Source organism: Microbacterium sp., from assembly GCF_029263575.1.
Taxonomy (GTDB): Bacteria; Actinomycetota; Actinomycetes; order Actinomycetales; family Microbacteriaceae; genus Microbacterium.
This window is the reverse complement of record NZ_JAJUFV010000066.1, coordinates 1-16242: the sequence shown is the minus strand read 5'-3', so window position 1 is coordinate 16242 and position 16242 is coordinate 1. Positions and strand designations below refer to the sequence as shown.

The following is a 16242-nucleotide window of genomic DNA, read 5'->3' as shown; positions in this document are numbered from 1 at the left end:
CCGTCGTGCGCGATGCCGACATCGGCGCCCAGACGCACCACGGCCTCGGCGAGATTGTCGAGGTGTGTCGAACCGACGCCGTCGTTGATGTTGATGCCGTCGGGCTCAGCGCCGATGACAGTCACGGAGGCACCGGCGACGTTGAATGTCTCGGGAGACACACCGGATGCCGCACCGTGCGCGCAGTCGAGCACGACGTGGATGCCGTCGAGGCGATGCGGCAGCGAAGACAGCAGGTGAAGCGCATAACGGTCTTCGGCATCAGAGAAGCGCTCGATGCGACCGACGGACTCACCCGTCGGCAGGAGCTTGTCTCCGCTCATCGCTGCCTCGATGCGTTCTTCGACAACGTCGGGGAGCTTCACACCGCCGCGAGCGAAGATCTTGATGCCGTTATCGGGCGCCGGGTTATGCGACGCCGATACCATCACGCCGAAGTCGGCATCGTGGTCGCCGACGAGGAATGCCAGAGCCGGAGTGGGAATGACACCTGCGTCGTAGACGTCGACACCAGAAGCTGCGAGGCCCGCAGAAACTGCGGCCACGAGGAATTCACCGGAGACGCGTGGGTCGCGGGCGACGACTGCGGACAGTCGCTTGCCCTCGGCCCGGCGCTCGTCTGCGGTACGACCCTGGCCCAGGACGACAGCAGTCGCCTGGGCCAGGGTGAGCGCCAGGTCGGCGGTGAGGATGCCGTTGGCCAGTCCTCGCACGCCGTCCGTGCCGAAAAGCGGCATCGGAACGCGGGACCTTAACGCTTCGAGTACTGAGGCGCCTTGCGGGCCTTCTTGAGACCGGCCTTCTTGCGCTCGATGACGCGAGCGTCACGCGCGAGGAAGCCAGCCTTCTTGAGGGCCGGGCGGTTGTTCTCAACGTCAATGCCGTTGAGCGCCCGAGCGATGCCGAGACGCAGCGCGCCGGCCTGACCGGAGTCGCCGCCACCCGAGATGCGGGCGATGACATCGTATGCACCCTGCAGGTTCAGCACCGTGAAGGGGTCGTTGATCAGCTGCTGGTGCAGCTTGTTCGGGAAGTAGTCTTCGAGCGTACGGCCGTTGACCGTGATCGTGCCGGAGCCGGGAACCAGACGCACGCGGGCGATGGCCTGCTTGCGTCGGCCGACAGCGGCGCCGGGAACGTTGAGAACGGGGCGAGGAGTCGCCTCGGCCGCGGGGGCCTCCGGGCTCGACGTCGAGTAGCTCTGCGGGGTGTCTGGGGTGTCCTGAGTGTCAGCCACGAGTGTGTCCTTCGTAATCGTTGCGGCGCTTACTGGGCGACCTGGTCGAGGGTGTACGTCTGCGGCTTCTGAGCGGCGTGCGGGTGCTCAGCGCCCGTGTACACCTTGAGCTTCGACAGCTGCTGACGACCGAGGCTGTTCTTGGGGAGCATGCCGCGGACGGCCTTCTCGACAGCGCGGATCGGGTTCTTCTCCAGGAGCTCTTCGTACGAAACCTTGGAGAGGCCACCCGGGTAGCCGGAGTGGCGGTAGGCCATCTTCTTCTCGAGCTTCTGACCCGTCAGCGCGACCTTGTCGGCGTTGATGATGATGACGAAGTCGCCGGTGTCGAGGTGGTTGGCGAAGGTCGGCTTGTGCTTGCCGCGCAGGAGCGCTGCGGCGTGCGAGGCGAGACGGCCGAGGATGACGTCGTTGGCGTCGATGACGACCCAGTCACGCTGGATCTGCCCGGCCTTCGGGGTGTATGTGCGCGTCACAATAGTGCTGCTTTCTGATTCGAACGGAGAGGTTCGTGAATCCCACTCCGGGGTGGTTCTGCTCTATTGAGAGGAACACGCCAGTGGAGGGCTCACGTTCGCGGCACTCGGCAGTCGAGTACCAAAGAGACAGCTTACGGCACCCGGAGCACTTGTGGCAACCGCGGCGCAGACTCACTCCGGGAAGGGCACCCGCGGCGCGCGCCCCGAGGGCGCCGCATCGAAGCGCTGTTCCTCGCGAATGCGTTCTTTCTCGATGCCTGTGAACGTGTCACCGATGGCTGCGGCGAAGACATCACCGCCGGCTTTGCCCGGATGGATGTCATCGCCGGCGAGCAGGTCGAGATGCGGCTCGATCGCGCCCGACCAGTCGGCCACCCACACATTCGGATGCCGTTCGGCGAACGCATTAAGGTCGGCGTTGACACCGGGGATCCAGTCGCGCGGCGCATAGGCGTTGACGAGGATCAGGTGGCGCTCAGCTCCGACGATCCGCGTCATCTCTTCCAATACACCCTGATCGACCGGGCCGTTCGTCCCCAGCGCGACGACGACGTTCTCGCGCAGGTCGCCGTTCGCGGCGAGCTGTTCGAGGATGCCCGGCCCGGTCCAGATCGATCGCGACACCTCGGCGTCCACCGTGATGCCCGGGAAGCGTTCGTACAGCGACGGCGCGGAGGCGAGCATGACCGAGTCGCCGACCGCCGTGATATCGGTGCCGACAGGGATCTCGATCTCGGGCTTCGGCTCCGCTCCCCCTTCCGTCGGCGACGGCGTGGGCGTGGGCTTTGGTGTCCTCGCCGCGTCATCCACGGCCTTGGCTCCCTGCGAGATCACCGCGGCGGCAGAGGTGCTGTGCGGCGCGACGATGATGGCGGCCGTGGTGCCGCCCAGCGCGACCACAGCGATGACCATCGCGGTGATTCCGGCGAATCGGGCCGCAGGCGTGCCAGAGATCCGCTCTCCGAGTTTGTTCAACGACCGCCGGAAGCCGTGGCGCCGCAGCGGCTGCTCGACGAACCGGTACGACAGTGCCGCCGCACCGATCGACAGCACCAGCGTCACGAACCCAGCCACCGGCGGCACTCCGGCCTCTGGTCCGAGCCCGTGCCAGCCGACCAGCACGAGCACGAGCACCGGCCAGTGCCATAGATAGATGCCGTACGAGCGATCGCCGATCCATTTCAGCGGCGCGACGTCGAGGCCGCGCCCGAGCCAGGCCCCGGGCCAAGCGCCGCCGATGATCGCCAGCACCGCTCCCCCTGTGGCCAGCAGCAGCGAACCGGCGAAGGCCGTGGCATCCGTCGCCTGCGGCAGCACCGCTGCTGTCACGATCGCCGCCAACCCGACCATTCCGACCAGCAGCGTGGCCACCCGGGCAATCGGACGACGCATCCATTCCTGTTCGCGCATATTCGCCACCGCAAGGGCGAGCGCAATACCCAGCAACAGACCGAACGCGTGGGAGTCGGTGCCGAAGTATGCCCGCGTCACCTCACCGCCGGTGACGAGCGTCACCATCCACCAGGCGGAGCCCCCAGCAGCCACCACGAGCACGGACGCCCGCACCCAACGCCCGGGAATCAGCAGCACGAGCGGAAGCAGCAACGGCCACACCACGTAGAACTGCTCTTCGACCGCCAGCGACCAGAAGTTACGGAACAGCTCGGGCGCCGTCGCAGCAAAATAGTCGGTGCCATCGGCCAGGGCCAGCCAGTTATAGCTGAACGTCGCCGCGCCCAGCACCTGGCGGCCCATCCCGACCAGCAAGTCCCCGCCCAGCAGCCATGCCGCGCTCGCGCACACAGTGACGACGACGGCGAGTGCAGGCAGCAGACGACGCGCACGCCGCCGCCAGAAGTCCAGCAAGCGCTTGATCGACCATGAGCCTGCCGACGCCGAACGCAACAGCAATGAGGTGATCAGAAAGCCGCTGATCACAAAGAAGACGTCGACGCCGATGTACCCGGCACGAAGCGGCATCCACGGAAAAAGGTGGTAGACGAGCACCAGCGCGACAGCCACCGCACGCAGGCCATCCAAGCCCGCGAAGCGCGCAGAAGTGGTCTGATCGTGAGTCATCATCATGAGGTGTTGCCTGCTCCGGGCCCGGCGGAGCGCAAGTGCCCAGTCTAAACTGGCCCCGTGCGAATTCGCCTGGACATCGCCTATGACGGCACCCACTTTCGCGGCTGGGCGCGACAGCCCGAGCTGCGTACCGTGCAGGGCACACTGGAGGCAGCGCTCGCTCGCATCGTCGGTTCAGACGTGCAGTTCGTCGTCGCCGGGCGAACGGATGCCGGTGTGCATGCCGCCGGTCAGGTCGCGCATGTCGATCTCGATGAAGCGCAGTGGTCGCGCATCGAGGCGCGCCACGGCCGAGCTGCCCATGATCCGGCCGGCTCGATCGCGGGGCGCATGCGCGGCGTTCTCGGCGCGTATCCCGACGTCACCGTGCTGCGCTCGTCGCTCGCCCCCACGGGCTTCGACGCACGCTTCTCGGCCGTGTGGCGACGCTACCGCTATCGCCTCGCTGATGAGATCGCCGGCTTTAATCCTGCACGGCGGCTGGATACCACCAGCATCCGTGCCGAGCTCGACGTCGAGGCGATGGATGCCGCGGCACAGTCGCTCATCGGTCTGCATGACTTCGCCGCCTACTGCAAAGCACGCGAAGGCGCCACGACCATTCGCACGCTGCTCGACTATCGGTGGGCGCGTGACGCCGACGGCGTGCTGATCGCCGAGGTGAAAGCCGATGCCTTCTGCCACAGCATGGTGCGCGCCCTCGTCGGCGCCTGCGCTGCCGTGGGCGAGCAACGGCTGAACGTGACCGATCTCGTGGTGCTGCGCGACGCCCTCGAGCGCACGAGCGATTTCAAGGTATTGGCTGCGCGCGGGCTGACGTTGACCGAAGTCGGATACCCCGCGGAAGAACTGCTCGCCGCGCGGGCAGAGCAGACCCGCGCGCGCCGCGACAGCGAAGCATCCGACTGACGTCCACTGGGAATCGCGAGTAGCGTGGGAAACGATGAAGGTGATCTCGTACAACCTGCGCAAGCATCGCGCGGCCAGGGAACTGGAAGAGCTCGTCGCACAGCACGAGCCCGACCTGCTGTGCCTGCAAGAGTGCGACGTCACCGAACTGTCCGACGAGATCGGCGGGCTCGCGCTGGCCGATGCGACGCACGGAAATCGGCTCGGGCTGGCCGTCTACTACCGAGCGAACACCTTCGCGCTGAAAGACATCCGCACCTTCGGTCTCAAGAAGTCGCTGCACGACCGGATGCTCAAACCTGCGCACGAGCGCGTGCTCGGCGTGCGCCTGCACGATATCGACAACGGCCGTGAGCTGATCGTCGCCTCCTTCCATGCGGCGCCGCTCACCGCACTGAACTCGCTGCGACGAAACCAGATCCGCACAGCTCTGACCGAGCTCGAGGCGATGGGACCGGGGCTGCCGGTGCTCATGGTCGGGGACTACAACTACCCCGTCTTCAAAGAGAACCTCGGCCAGACCGTGCGCGATCACGGCTACACGCTGACGCTGAGCGACGACCGCACGTACACCCGGTACCGCGTCTTCAAAGGCCACTACGACTTCGCCACCTCGAACGGCTTCGCGATCGACAGCGTCCAGACGCTTCCGCAGAAATCGAGCGACCACCGCCCCATCCTCGTGACGGCCGGGATGGATACCGCCCGGTAGACGCGTCGCGAGCGGCTTCGTTAGGTTGAACCTATGAGCCTCGAAACGACAACCGACGACAAACAGAGGCCAGCGGTGCTTCGTCTGGCAGCGCGTTTTCCGGCCACGCTCATCTTCATCGGGGTGATCCTCGTCGTCGGCGTCGTCAGCCAAGGGCTGTGGCGACCGTTCAGCGACTCAGCGCTCTTCGACGCGTTCGCGTACGGCCTACCGGCGCTCGAAGAGGGCCGCTGGTGGACGCCGATCACCGGAACATTCCTCGTCGTGCAGCCCTGGGTGTACATCCCCACCATCCTCGGCTTCTGGGGCATGGCCTACCTGGAGCACCGTCGCGGCTGGCGCGTGGCGCTGCTGTACTACTGGATCGGACAGCTCTTCGCGGTTCTCGGCAGCGCTCTGGTGCTCACCGGCGCACGCGCGCTGCCCTGGCCGTGGGCACAGCATCTCGCCGAGAGTCTGGACGTCGGAGCATCCGGCGGGACAATGGCCTGCATTGCAGCAGCCGTCGGCCTGTTCGCCGCCCCCTGGCGCCAGCGCGCCTGGTTCATCGTGCTCGGCTTCGCCGCCATCAGCCTGCTGTACCTGGGCACGCTCGCCGACCTCGAGCACGCCCTCGCTATCCTGCTCGTGCTGGCGGTCGACCGCTCGCTGCGCGTGCAGCGCACGACGGTGCACGAGCAGCGCCTGCTGGCTGTCAGCATCGTGCTCGCGCTGGGTGTGACCCAGCTGATCGTGATGCTCATTCCGACGAACGGCCCCTTCGGGCAGACCGAGCTGTGGCTCGAGACGGCCCTGCCCGATGTGCTCTTCGACACCGCCGTGATCCTCGCGATCGCGTTCGGGCTGTGGCGGGGCCGCCGGTGGGCCTGGATCATCGCGCTCCTGCTCGCCACGCTCAACATCGTCATCGGCGGTCTCACCCTCGCACTGCGCGTGCTGTTCCTCGTGTGGCCCGAGGAAGCCGAGGGCATCTCCACAGGTGACCTCGACGTCACGACCGCGGCCGGGTTCCTCTGGTTCGGCTACCTGATCTTCCTCATCGCGACGCGCGCGGCATTCCGTCGCTGGCGGCGCGCCCGGCGCCTCGGCGGCGACGCCGTGACGGCGGACGAGGTGAAGCAGGTCATTCGCCAGGACGGCGCTGGCACGCTGTCGTGGATGACGACCTGGCCCGGTATGGATTATCTGCGCACGCGTGAGGGCGTCGTGCCGTTCCAGCTGCACGCGGGCGTCGCCATCGCTCTCGCCGATCCGCTAGGACCGCCCGAGGGTCACGCTGCATCCGTGCGCGAGTTCATCACCGCAGCCGAGGAGCGCGCCGTCACACCGTGCTTCTTCAGCGCGTCAGAGCGCACGCGCGAGCTTCTCCCCGACGGCTGGCATTCGCTGACCGTCGCCGACGACACGATCGTCGACCTGGCCGGTCTCACGTTCCAGGGCAAAGCATGGGCCCGGGTGCGGCAGTCGTTCAGCCGAGCCGAGCGCGAGGGCGTGACCTTCCGTCTCACAACGCTCGGCGACGTCACGTGGGGCACGCGTCAGCAGCTGCGAGCGATCTCAGAATCGTGGGTCGGCGACAAGGGCCTTCCCGAGATGCGCTTCACGCTCGGAACCCTGCAGGAGGCCGAAGACCCCGAAGTGCGGCTCGCCCTGGCCATCTCGCCCGACGGTGATGTCGATGGGCTGCTCAGCTGGCTGCCGGTGTACGGCCCCGGCGGGACGGTGACCGGATGGACGCTTGATCTGATGCGCCGCCGCGACGGTGGATTCGCCGCGGTGATGGAGTTTCTCATCGGCTCGTCAGCGAAGGCGTTCTCCGACGAGGGCGCGTCGATCCTCTCCCTCTCGGGAGCACCGCTCGCGCACGAGGCATCCGCCAGCGAAGGCGCGATCGCCTCGATTCTGTCGCGGCTGGGCGGCATGCTCGAACCGGTGTACGGGTTCCGATCGCTTCACCAGTTCAAGAAGAAGTTCAACCCGCGCTACGAGCCGATCTACCTGCTGTATCGCGACGAGGGCGATCTGGCACGCATTGGCCGCGGTCTGACGCACGCGTTCCTGCCGGATGCGACCCTGCGCCAGCTCACGGCGGCCGGGGCCGATCTGATCAGACGGTGACGAACGTCACCGAGTGACGAGGATGCCGTCTTCGTCGCTGTAGAGATGCGCGCCGACGCGGAACTGCACTCCCCCGAACACGAGGTCGATGTCGCTCTCACCGGTGCCGAGCTTGCCGCTTTTGCGCGGGTTGGTGCCGAGAGCCTTCACGCCGAGGTCGAGGGCGTTGATCGCGACGCTGTCGCGGATCGCGCCGTGGATCACGACCCCCGCCCAGCCGCCTGCGACAGCGGATGCCGCGATCATGTCGCCCATCAGCGCCGTCTGCAGAGAACCTGCGCCGTCGATGACGAGCACGGCCCCCTCGCCGGGGGTCGCCAGCGTCGCCTTCACGAGGGCGTTGTCTTCATGGCAGCGGATCGTGCGGATCGGCCCGTCGAACGCGGCGCGCGCGCCGAAGGAGCGCAGCTGCAGCGCAAGCGACTGCAGGTCTTCGCCGAACTCGTCGTAGAGGTCTGCCGTGGGTTTGGTCATGTGGACATCTTTGCATGCGGCCCTTCGGGAATACCCCTGGGGGGTATGTGTTATCGTGAGAGAACGCAACGAATGAGGAGGAGTGCATCATGACTACCGCTGAATACCAGGTGACCGGAATGACCTGTGGCCACTGCGAGATGTCCGTCCGCGAAGAGGTCGGTCAGCTCGCGGGGGTCGACGACATTCAGGTGAGCGCCCAGTCAGGAAAGCTGGTCGTCACCGCGTCCGGTCCGATCGATGACGCAGCAGTTTTCGCCGCTGTCGACGAGGCCGGTTACTCAGCCGTCCGCGCCTGACACCATTCGGAGGATCACCATGACCAGCGTCGAACTCAAGATCGGCGGAATGACGTGCGCCTCGTGCGCGAACCGCATCGAGCGGAAGCTGAACAAGCTCGATGGCGTCACGGCATCCGTCAACTACGCCACCGAGAAGGCGAGCGTGACGGTGCCCGCCGGGTTCGACGCAGACCTGCTGGTCGCCGAGGTCGAGCGCACCGGCTACTCGGCGACGCTCCCCGCCGCCGAACCTGCCGCGGCCGACGACGAACCGGGCGATCCGGAACTGGCGTCACTGCGCCAGCGGCTGATCGTGTCGACGGTGCTCAGCGTGCCGGTGATTCTGATGGCGATGATTCCGGCGCTGCAGTTCACCTACTGGCAGTGGGCGTCGCTCGCACTGGCCGCCCCGGTGATCATCTGGGGCGCTTTGCCCTTCCACCGTGCCGCGTGGGTGAACCTGCGCCACGGCGCCGCCACCATGGACACGCTCATCTCGATGGGCACCCTGGCCGCGTTCCTCTGGTCGCTGTACGCCCTGTTCTTCGGCACGGCAGGCATGCCGGGGATGACGCACGGGTTCGAGCTGACGCTGTCACGGTCGGATGGCGCGGCGAACATCTATCTGGAGGTCGGCGCCGGGGTGACGATGTTCATCCTCGCCGGGCGCTACTTCGAGAAACGTTCGAAGCGGCAGGCCGGAGCCGCGATGCGGGCGTTGATCGAACTCGGCGCCAAGGACGTCGCGGTGCTGCGCGACGGCGTCGAGGCGCGCATTCCCATCAGCCAGCTGCAGGTCGGCGACGAGTTCGTCGTGCGGCCGGGCGAGAAGATCGCCACCGACGGCGTGGTCGTGTCGGGCCACTCGGCCGTGGATGCGTCGATGCTGACGGGTGAGTCAGTTCCCGTCGAAGTCGGCGAAGCGGATGCCGTGACCGGAGCGACCGTGAATACCAGTGGCCGCCTCGTGGTGCGTGCCACGCGTGTCGGCGCCGACACGCAGTTGGCCCAGATGGCGCGGCTCGTCGAAGAGGCCCAGACCGGCAAGGCGCAGGTGCAGCGACTCGCCGACCGCATCTCGGGTGTGTTCGTGCCGATCGTGCTCGTGATCGCCGTTGCGGCGCTGGTGGGGTGGCTCGTCGCCGGCTTCCCCGTGTCGGCGGCATTCACGGCCGCCGTGGCGGTGCTTGTGATCGCATGCCCGTGTGCGCTGGGGCTGGCGACGCCCACTGCACTGCTGGTCGGCACCGGTCGCGGCGCGCAGCTGGGCATTCTCATCAAGGGCCCGGAGGTTCTTGAATCCACCCGTAAGGTCGACACGGTCGTGCTCGACAAGACCGGAACGGTCACGTCAGGACGCATGTCGCTGGTCGACGTCGTCACCGAGGACGGGACGGATGCCGATGAGCTGCTGCGCCTGGCTGGCGCGGTCGAGCACGCGTCGGAGCATCCGATCGCCCAGGCCATCGCCACCGGCGCCGTGTCTGCCATCGGCGACGCGCTGCCCGCCGTCTCGGATTTCGCGAACGTCGAAGGTCGTGGCGTGCAGGGCGTGGTCGAGGGGCACAGCATCGTCGTCGGGCGAGAGACGTTGCTCGCCGACTGGTCACTAGCGCTGTCGCCGCGGGTTGCGGCGGCGAAAGTCGCGGCGGAAGCCGAGGGCAAGACGGTGGTTGCCGCCGGCTGGGATGGCGCAGCCCGCGGTGTCCTGATCGTCGGCGACACGGTCAAACCGACCAGCGCCGAGGCCGTACGCGGACTGCGCGCCCTGGGGCTTGAACCGATCATGCTCACCGGCGACAACGAGGCGGCCGCACGACACATCGCCGCCGAGGTCGGGATTAACGAGGTGATCGCCGAGGTGCTTCCGCACGACAAGGTGGCCGTCATCACGCGCCTGCAAGCCGAGGGGCGTGTCGTGGCGATGGTCGGCGACGGCGTGAACGACGCACCCGCTCTGGCCCAGGCCGACCTCGGACTGGCGATGGGACCGGGCACCGACGTCGCGATCGAGGCGGCCGACATCGCGCTCGTGCGCGGAGATCTGCGTAGCGCCGTCGACGCGATTCGCCTGTCGCGCAGCACGCTCTCGACCATCAAGACGAACCTGTTCTGGGCGTTCGCATACAACGTCGCGGCGATCCCGATCGCGGCGCTCGGAATGCTCAACCCGATGCTGGCCGGGGCGGCGATGGCGCTGTCGAGCGTGTTCGTCGTCGGCAACAGCCTGCGACTGCGGGCGTTTCGGCCGGCCCGGGTGCCGCGTTAGGGTCGGCCTCGTCGCTGGCGAAGTTCGCGCCTGCTACAGCACGCCGGTGAGGACGCCGCCGTCTGCGCGCACGGCAGCACCGTTCGTGGCGGATGCACACGGGCTGGCGAGGAAGGCGACCGTGTTGGCGATTTCGACCGGGTCGATGAACCGCTCGAGAAGTGACGTGCGATTCTGCCCGATGATGGCGCCCTTCAGCACGTCGCTGGGCATCGACTGCGCCTCGGCCAGAGCCTCGACCGTCGACGCTACGCCGTCGGAGTAGGTGGGGCCGCCGAGGACGGTGTTGACGGTGACGGCGGTGCCGCGCGTGCGCTTGGCGAGGCCGTTGCTGACGGCCAGCATCGCCGCCTTCGTGGCCCCGTAGTGGATCATGTCGGCGGGCACGTTCACACCCGATTCGCTACTGATGAACACGATGCGACCCCATCCGCGTTCGAGCATGCCGCCGAGCGCATGGCGCGAGAGGCGCACGCCGCTCATGACGTTCAGCTCGAAGTAGCGGGCCCACTCGTCATCGTCGATGGATTCGAACTCGGCGAGAGCGAACAGCCCGATGTTGTTGACGAGGATGTCGACGTCGCCGAGCGCGTCGGTCAGCACCGCGATCTCGGCAGGGACTGTGAAGTCGGCGCGCAGCCCGGTGATGGCCGCCTGCGGATGCTTGTCGCGGAGGCGCTCAACTGCGGCATCCAATCGGGTCGCGTCGCGACCGTTGATGATCACATCGGCGCCCTCCGCCGCGAGGGCCGAGGCGATCGCGTAGCCGATTCCCTGGGTCGATCCGCTGATGAACGCTTTCTTACCGCGTAGCTGCAGGTCCACTCGTGATGCTCCTTTACTTGCTTGAGCAAGTCATATTATGCGAAATTGACTTGCTTGGGCAAGTTATAAAGTGCGCCGTTTCGGCGTTGTGCGATATCCTCGACGGATGCCTGAGCAAAAGACCAGCACCTCGTTGAGCACAGACGAGCTCCACGTGTGGGCGTCGGTCGCAACGATGCTCGAGCGCCTGCCGACAGCGCTCGACGCTCACCTGCAGCGCGACAGCGGGCTGACACATTTCGAACACGGCATCCTGTTCGCCCTCGAATCGACAGACGAACGCACGCTTCGTCTCAGCACGCTCGCCGAGTACGCCAGCTGCACGCTCTCACGCCTCTCCCGAGCGGTGACGAGACTCGAGCGCAAGGGCTGGGTGCACCGCACTATCGACCCATCCGACGGACGCTTCACGCTCGCGGTGCTGACCGACGACGGCCACGACAAGGTCGTCCAGTCGACGCCCGGACATGAGGACCTCGTCCGTCGACTGGTGTTCGACACACTGACGGCCGCACAGGTTCGTCAGCTCGGCGCGATCAGCAAGCGCATCTCGGCAGCCATCGGACCCGAGCAGATGTGGAACCCACCCCGCGCGGACTGAATCGCCTCGGTGTGGGGAGCGATGGCGATGTTCGCTTTACTCAACATCGACGTGATGGTATATTTTTATAACATTGCATCGCAGTATTGTTTTTCCAACACAGATGGGGTGGTCGACGTGAAGTTGCAGGCGCCCTCGGATCTCGCTCGTCTGGTCAAGAACGCCCGCGCCCAGCGAGGCCTTACCCAGCACGACGTCGCCGATGCCGTCGGCATCACCCGCCAGTCGCTCGCTCGCCTCGAACGCGGCAACGGGAGCACGTCCTTCGGCACGGTGCTACTCATCCTCGACCACCTCGGCATCCACCTGGACGCCGCCGTCGGAGGCCACACTGCAGCCCCCACCGCTGTGGCCGCCGGAGGCTCCGCCCAGGCTGCGGCCGACGCACTCGCCAAGCGCATCACACCGCTGATCGACTCGGGCGGATCCGTCCGCGAGCTGTCCCGCAGACTCACCGCCACGATTCCGGGGTCCGTCCTCATCGCTCGGCCGCGAGCAGCGGCAACGGGCTCTCCTGCCAGCCCGGAAGACGCGGATCTTGGCCTAGATGCCGCAGAGGGTAACGAATGACCCGTGCCCTCGATGTATACCTGTACGAAGCCCTCGTCGCCACGATCACACGGCGAGGTGAGAACCTGCAGCTGCGCTACCTGCCCGAGTACGTCGAATCAGACAGCCCCGTTCCCATCTCCGTGACGCTCCCCGTCGTCACGACCCCATTCGGGAATCTCGACACCAAGCGGTTCCTCGACAATCTCCTCCCCGACCGCGCGGATGTCCGTTCCCGCTGGGCGCGGGAGGCGAAGCTGGCCAGCGACAGCACCTTCGACCTGCTCTCCGTCTACGGCGCGGATGTCGCTGGCGCGCTCGAGTTCCACCCCGTGGGAACACCACCGAGGCAGGAAGAGGATCTGACGCCGCTCACTGCGAAGGAGATCGGCGACCGAATCCGGCAGATTCGTCGAGACGACAGCGACTGGCTGCAGCACCACGCAGCCGCAGAGGGGTTCTCGCTTGGCGGCGCTCAGGGGAAGTTCGCGCTCGCCCTTCGCGGTGACCAGTGGTTCGAGCCGTCAGGGCGGAAGCCATCGACGCACATCTTCAAACCGGGCATCCAGCCACTGCCCGGCTCTGATATCACCGAGCACATCACCCTACAGGTCGCGCGCCTGCTAGAGATCGATGCGGCCGCATCCGTGATCGCCGAGTTCGATGGTGAGCACGTTCTCGTCGTGGAGCGCTTCGACCGCTTCGACGCCAACGGTGCTGTCGGCCGGCTCCATCAGGAAGACCTCGCGCAAGCCACGGGAACCTCGCACATCCAGAAGTATGAGTCCGACGGCGGCCCCGGCTATCGCGAGATCTTCACCGTATTCGACCGCAACCTCAGCGCCGCCGATGCCAAGACCGCCAAGGAGCGGGTCGCGAAACTGCTCATCTTCTCCTGGATCATCGGCCACAACGACGGCCATTCCAAGAACTACTCCCTCACCCACGTGCCCGGCCGGAGCGTGCTCGCCCCGTTCTACGATCTCAACAGCTCGCTTCCCTTCAATCAGCGAGAGCAGATCCTTTCCCACGACCCCATCGTCTTCAATAACGTCGAGCTCGCCTTCGCCGTCAACGGCGCGAACACTCTCGGCACTTTCGATGTCGACAGCATCCGATGTCTTGAAGCCGACGCCGGACTACCCGAAAAACACTTGCACGGGTACGCGGTACAGGTCGCCGCTAAGCTCCAACCCGCCGTCGCCGCCGTCATCGAACAGCTCCCGGATCGCCTGAAAGAGCTCCCCGCCGTCACGCTCTATCCGCACGCCACGTACACGCAGACCCGCAGGGTCATCGACGCTCTCGCCTGACCTTCGGGTTGTCCCGGCTTTCGCCACGGCGCCAGCACTTGGCGATACGACAAAACCCCCGATTTCCCGGGGGTTTTCATCTGTAGCAGGAGCGGGGCTTGAACCCGCGACCTCACGATTATGAGTCGTGCGCTCTCACCAACTGAGCTACCCTGCCGCACGGCACCTTCGCCGACAAAAGCGAATGCTGCGAGCCCCGAGTCAGGATTGAACTGACGACCCCTTCCTTACCATGGAAGTGCTCTGCCACTGAGCTATCGGGGCAATGTCACCTGTGAAGGCAACCCCACGAGAATACCATCACTTAGGCGTTCTCATGAAACTGAGACGGTTAGTAATCGTACCTTCCCGCGTTCTCCTGCATCCACGGGAGAGGGTCGATCTTCACGTCGTCGACGATGAGCTCGAAGTGCATGTGCGCACCGTACGAGCGACCCGTGTTTCCGACGTTGCCGATGATGTCTCCGACCTTGACCTCCTGGCCTGCAACAACCCGCAACGATCCGTACTGCATGTGCGAATAGTGGCTCGTGATGACCTGGCCGTCGATCACGTGGTCGATGTACACCGTCACGCCGTAGTTACCGCCCGCTTCGGTCGCGATGCGCACCGTGCCGTCAGCGATCGACTGGACGGGAGCGCCTGCGCCAGGAACCAGGTCGATGCCTTCGTGCATGCGTCCGCTACGCATTCCGAAGCCGTAGCTCATTCCCACGCCGACGACGAAGGGCCATTGGATCGCGGCATCCGGATCGTTCGTGTACAGCTCGTCAGAGAACTGGATGCCGCGTTCTGCCGCGATATCGACCAAGGACGCGGTCGAGAAGTCTTCGGTGCGCTCGATGAGGTCGTTCTGCACGTCCGATGGGGCAACGAACGCCTGAATCTCGTCCTCAGCAACGTCGGCCGGGGCCGACTTGGCTGCCGCCAGCAGCGACGTCGCCGCCGCAACCTGCGTACCGCGCGCAGCCGCCACGGCCTCTGCGGGAAGCGTCATCGAGACCGCGAGCATCCCCGCGATTCCCATGACACCCACCGTGGCGCCGAAGGCAACCAGCCGGCGGCTCACACGACGTCGCCGCGGCACGCCATGCGCCGTAGCCTCGACCCGGACGACCTCAGCAGGCTGGTCAGCATCACTGGCGTGGACTTCGACAGCCGACGCCCCGAATGCGCGCGACGCGGCGACGAAGGGATCGTGCACAACCTCAACAGGTTCCGCGGCGACCGACTCGACGATGACCGACTTGGCGATGACCGACTCGGGGTTACTGACCGACTCGGCGACGACCTGCTCGTCCTCGACCCGCTCAACCCTTGCGCGCTGAGCTCGCACCCGCTTGACTGATGAGCCGACTGCCGCCGGCTTAACCGGCGCAGGATCGGCGACGACCTTGACGATATCGACAACAGGCGTCGCCTGCGCGCCGTCGGCCGCAGAAGCCGGCTGAGCGGCCGCACGCTGGCGCTCGCGAGCAGCACGACGTGAAAGCGGCTGCGCCGGGGCAAGCACCGCCGGGTCAGTGACCGCAGCATCGAGAACGGTGACCGTCTCAGCCTCCTCGGGAGCGGTCGCTTTACTCTCTGTCGTGATCGCGGGTTCCGCGTTCCGACGCCGGCTGGAGCGCCGCGTGGGCACAGACTCAGCCATAGGAGTATCGAACGACAAAGTGAGCTCTCGGGGGGATTCGTGAGTGAGGGGGTACTACACCATCAATTTTCGGGCATCGACGGTAACGAACAGGTAAACACTACAGGGCACGGCCTGAGAATGCCATGTGGGGTTCCACATGATCATTTGTCGAGAATCGCGGTCAGCCGGTCGTGAACGTCGGCCCCCGCGGCAATCGTCATCGGACGAGCGGATGCCGTGTCAAGACGGGTGACCACTCCCCCGGCTTCTTCGACCAGAAGCGCCCCGGCGGCGAAGTCCCACCGTTTTAGCCCACGCTCGAAATAGCCGTCCAGACGACCGGCGGCGACATACGCGAGGTCGATCGCGGCAGAGCCGGTTCGCCGCACGTCGCGCGCGATCGGCATCACCTGCCGCATGGTCTCCAGGTCGCCGTCGTGGGTTGCCGGGTCGTATCCGAACCCGGTCGCCAACAGCGCCCCGGCGGGGGTCTGCGTGTTGACGCGCAGACGGGCGGAATCCAGCCAGGCGCCCGCATCGCGCGCTGCGGTGAACATCTCACCGAAGACGGGCGCATAGACCGCGCCAGCGAGTGCGTGCCACTGATCCGGGTCACTGCCGCCCTCGACCGCCGCAATGCTGACGCAGTAGGACGGCAGGCCGTAGGCGTAGTTGACCGTCCCGTCGATGGGGTCGACGATCCAGGTCACCCCGGATTCGCTTTCGCCCTCGCCTGACTCCTCACCGAGGAAGCCGT

General features: G+C 66.3%; 15 protein-coding genes, 2 tRNA genes and 1 pseudogene. 8 read left to right on the top strand and 10 right to left on the bottom strand.

Annotated features, from left to right (window positions below; translation table 11 throughout):
• The 4 genes and pseudogenes from Q1J95_RS08535 to Q1J95_RS08520 form a co-directional block, all read right to left on the bottom strand.
• Positions 1-737 (bottom strand): annotated as a pseudogene (locus Q1J95_RS08535) (phosphoglucosamine mutase); the annotation flags it as partial.
• A 14-nt stretch (positions 738-751) separates the two neighbouring features.
• On the bottom strand, positions 752-1237 hold the full coding sequence (gene rpsI, locus Q1J95_RS08530) for a 30S ribosomal protein S9 (protein WP_300267059.1): 486 nt from the start codon (positions 1235-1237) through the stop codon (positions 752-754).
• 29 nt (positions 1238-1266) lie between these two features.
• Positions 1267-1713, bottom strand: coding sequence for a 50S ribosomal protein L13 (gene rplM / locus Q1J95_RS08525; RefSeq protein WP_300267058.1), 447 nt, complete (start codon positions 1711-1713; stop codon positions 1267-1269).
• 174 nt (positions 1714-1887) lie between these two features.
• A complete protein-coding gene (locus Q1J95_RS08520; RefSeq protein ID WP_300267057.1) occupies positions 1888-3801 on the bottom strand; it encodes an acyltransferase family protein in 1914 nt (637 codons plus the stop codon).
• A 57-nt stretch (positions 3802-3858) separates the two neighbouring features.
• Between Q1J95_RS08520 and truA the strand changes: the two genes are divergently transcribed.
• From truA to Q1J95_RS08505, 3 genes are read left to right on the top strand one after another with little or no spacing between them, the layout of a single operon-like run.
• On the top strand, positions 3859-4710 hold the full coding sequence (gene truA / locus Q1J95_RS08515) for a tRNA pseudouridine(38-40) synthase TruA (RefSeq protein ID WP_300267055.1): 852 nt from the start codon (positions 3859-3861) through the stop codon (positions 4708-4710).
• Positions 4711-4744: 34 nt separating this feature from the next.
• Entirely contained in the window at positions 4745-5422 is a 678-nt protein-coding gene (locus tag Q1J95_RS08510) for an endonuclease/exonuclease/phosphatase family protein (protein WP_300267053.1), read from the top strand.
• Between the two features lie 33 nt (positions 5423-5455).
• Positions 5456-7540 (top strand): bifunctional lysylphosphatidylglycerol flippase/synthetase MprF, encoded by a 2085-nt coding sequence (locus Q1J95_RS08505; RefSeq protein WP_300267052.1) that lies wholly within the window; start codon positions 5456-5458, stop codon positions 7538-7540.
• Between the two features lie 6 nt (positions 7541-7546).
• Here Q1J95_RS08505 and rraA read toward each other — a convergent pair whose 3' ends face one another.
• Entirely contained in the window at positions 7547-8014 is a 468-nt protein-coding gene (gene rraA, locus Q1J95_RS08500; RefSeq protein ID WP_300267051.1) for a ribonuclease E activity regulator RraA, read from the bottom strand.
• Positions 8015-8103: 89 nt separating this feature from the next.
• On the opposite strand from rraA, the gene Q1J95_RS08495 reads away from it, so the two are divergent.
• Together Q1J95_RS08495 and Q1J95_RS08490 are read left to right on the top strand one after the other, a co-directional pair.
• Positions 8104-8313 carry a heavy-metal-associated domain-containing protein gene (locus tag Q1J95_RS08495; RefSeq protein WP_300267049.1) on the top strand — a complete coding sequence of 70 codons (210 nt, stop codon included), beginning with the start codon at positions 8104-8106 and terminating at the stop codon, positions 8311-8313.
• Positions 8314-8332: 19 nt separating this feature from the next.
• Complete coding sequence (locus tag Q1J95_RS08490) at positions 8333-10564, top strand: cation-translocating P-type ATPase (RefSeq protein WP_300267048.1); 2232 nt, start codon at positions 8333-8335, stop codon at positions 10562-10564.
• 33 nt (positions 10565-10597) lie between these two features.
• On the opposite strand, the gene Q1J95_RS08485 is transcribed toward Q1J95_RS08490, so the two are convergent.
• Positions 10598-11389 (bottom strand): SDR family oxidoreductase, encoded by a 792-nt coding sequence (locus tag Q1J95_RS08485; RefSeq protein ID WP_300267047.1) that lies wholly within the window; start codon positions 11387-11389, stop codon positions 10598-10600.
• Between the two features lie 106 nt (positions 11390-11495).
• Here Q1J95_RS08485 and Q1J95_RS08480 point away from each other — a divergent pair, with 106 nt between their 5' ends.
• The 3 genes from Q1J95_RS08480 (at position 11496) to Q1J95_RS08470 (ending at position 13852) form a co-directional block, all read left to right on the top strand.
• Positions 11496-11990 (top strand): MarR family winged helix-turn-helix transcriptional regulator, encoded by a 495-nt coding sequence (locus Q1J95_RS08480; RefSeq protein WP_300267046.1) that lies wholly within the window; start codon positions 11496-11498, stop codon positions 11988-11990.
• A gap of 108 nt (positions 11991-12098) precedes the next feature.
• The gene (locus Q1J95_RS08475; RefSeq protein ID WP_300267045.1) at positions 12099-12560 is read left to right on the top strand and encodes a helix-turn-helix transcriptional regulator; all 462 of its coding nucleotides are present in this window, start codon (positions 12099-12101) and stop codon (positions 12558-12560) included.
• Positions 12557-13852, top strand: coding sequence for a HipA domain-containing protein (locus tag Q1J95_RS08470; protein ID WP_300267043.1), 1296 nt, complete (start codon positions 12557-12559; stop codon positions 13850-13852). Before Q1J95_RS08475 ends, Q1J95_RS08470 begins: the two co-directional genes overlap by 4 nt.
• 83 nt (positions 13853-13935) lie before the next feature.
• On the opposite strand, the gene Q1J95_RS08465 is transcribed toward Q1J95_RS08470, so the two are convergent.
• The 4 genes from Q1J95_RS08465 to Q1J95_RS08450 all read right to left on the bottom strand — a co-directional run.
• Positions 13936-14009 (bottom strand) — tRNA-Met (locus Q1J95_RS08465).
• A gap of 35 nt (positions 14010-14044) precedes the next feature.
• Positions 14045-14116, bottom strand: a tRNA-Thr gene (locus Q1J95_RS08460).
• A 67-nt stretch (positions 14117-14183) separates the two neighbouring features.
• Positions 14184-15503, bottom strand: a complete 1320-nt coding sequence (locus Q1J95_RS08455; RefSeq protein ID WP_300267041.1) for a peptidoglycan DD-metalloendopeptidase family protein — start codon at positions 15501-15503, stop codon at positions 14184-14186.
• Between the two features lie 143 nt (positions 15504-15646).
• Positions 15647-16242: inositol monophosphatase family protein (locus Q1J95_RS08450; RefSeq protein WP_300267040.1), on the bottom strand; the 596-nt coding region annotated here is incomplete at its 5' end.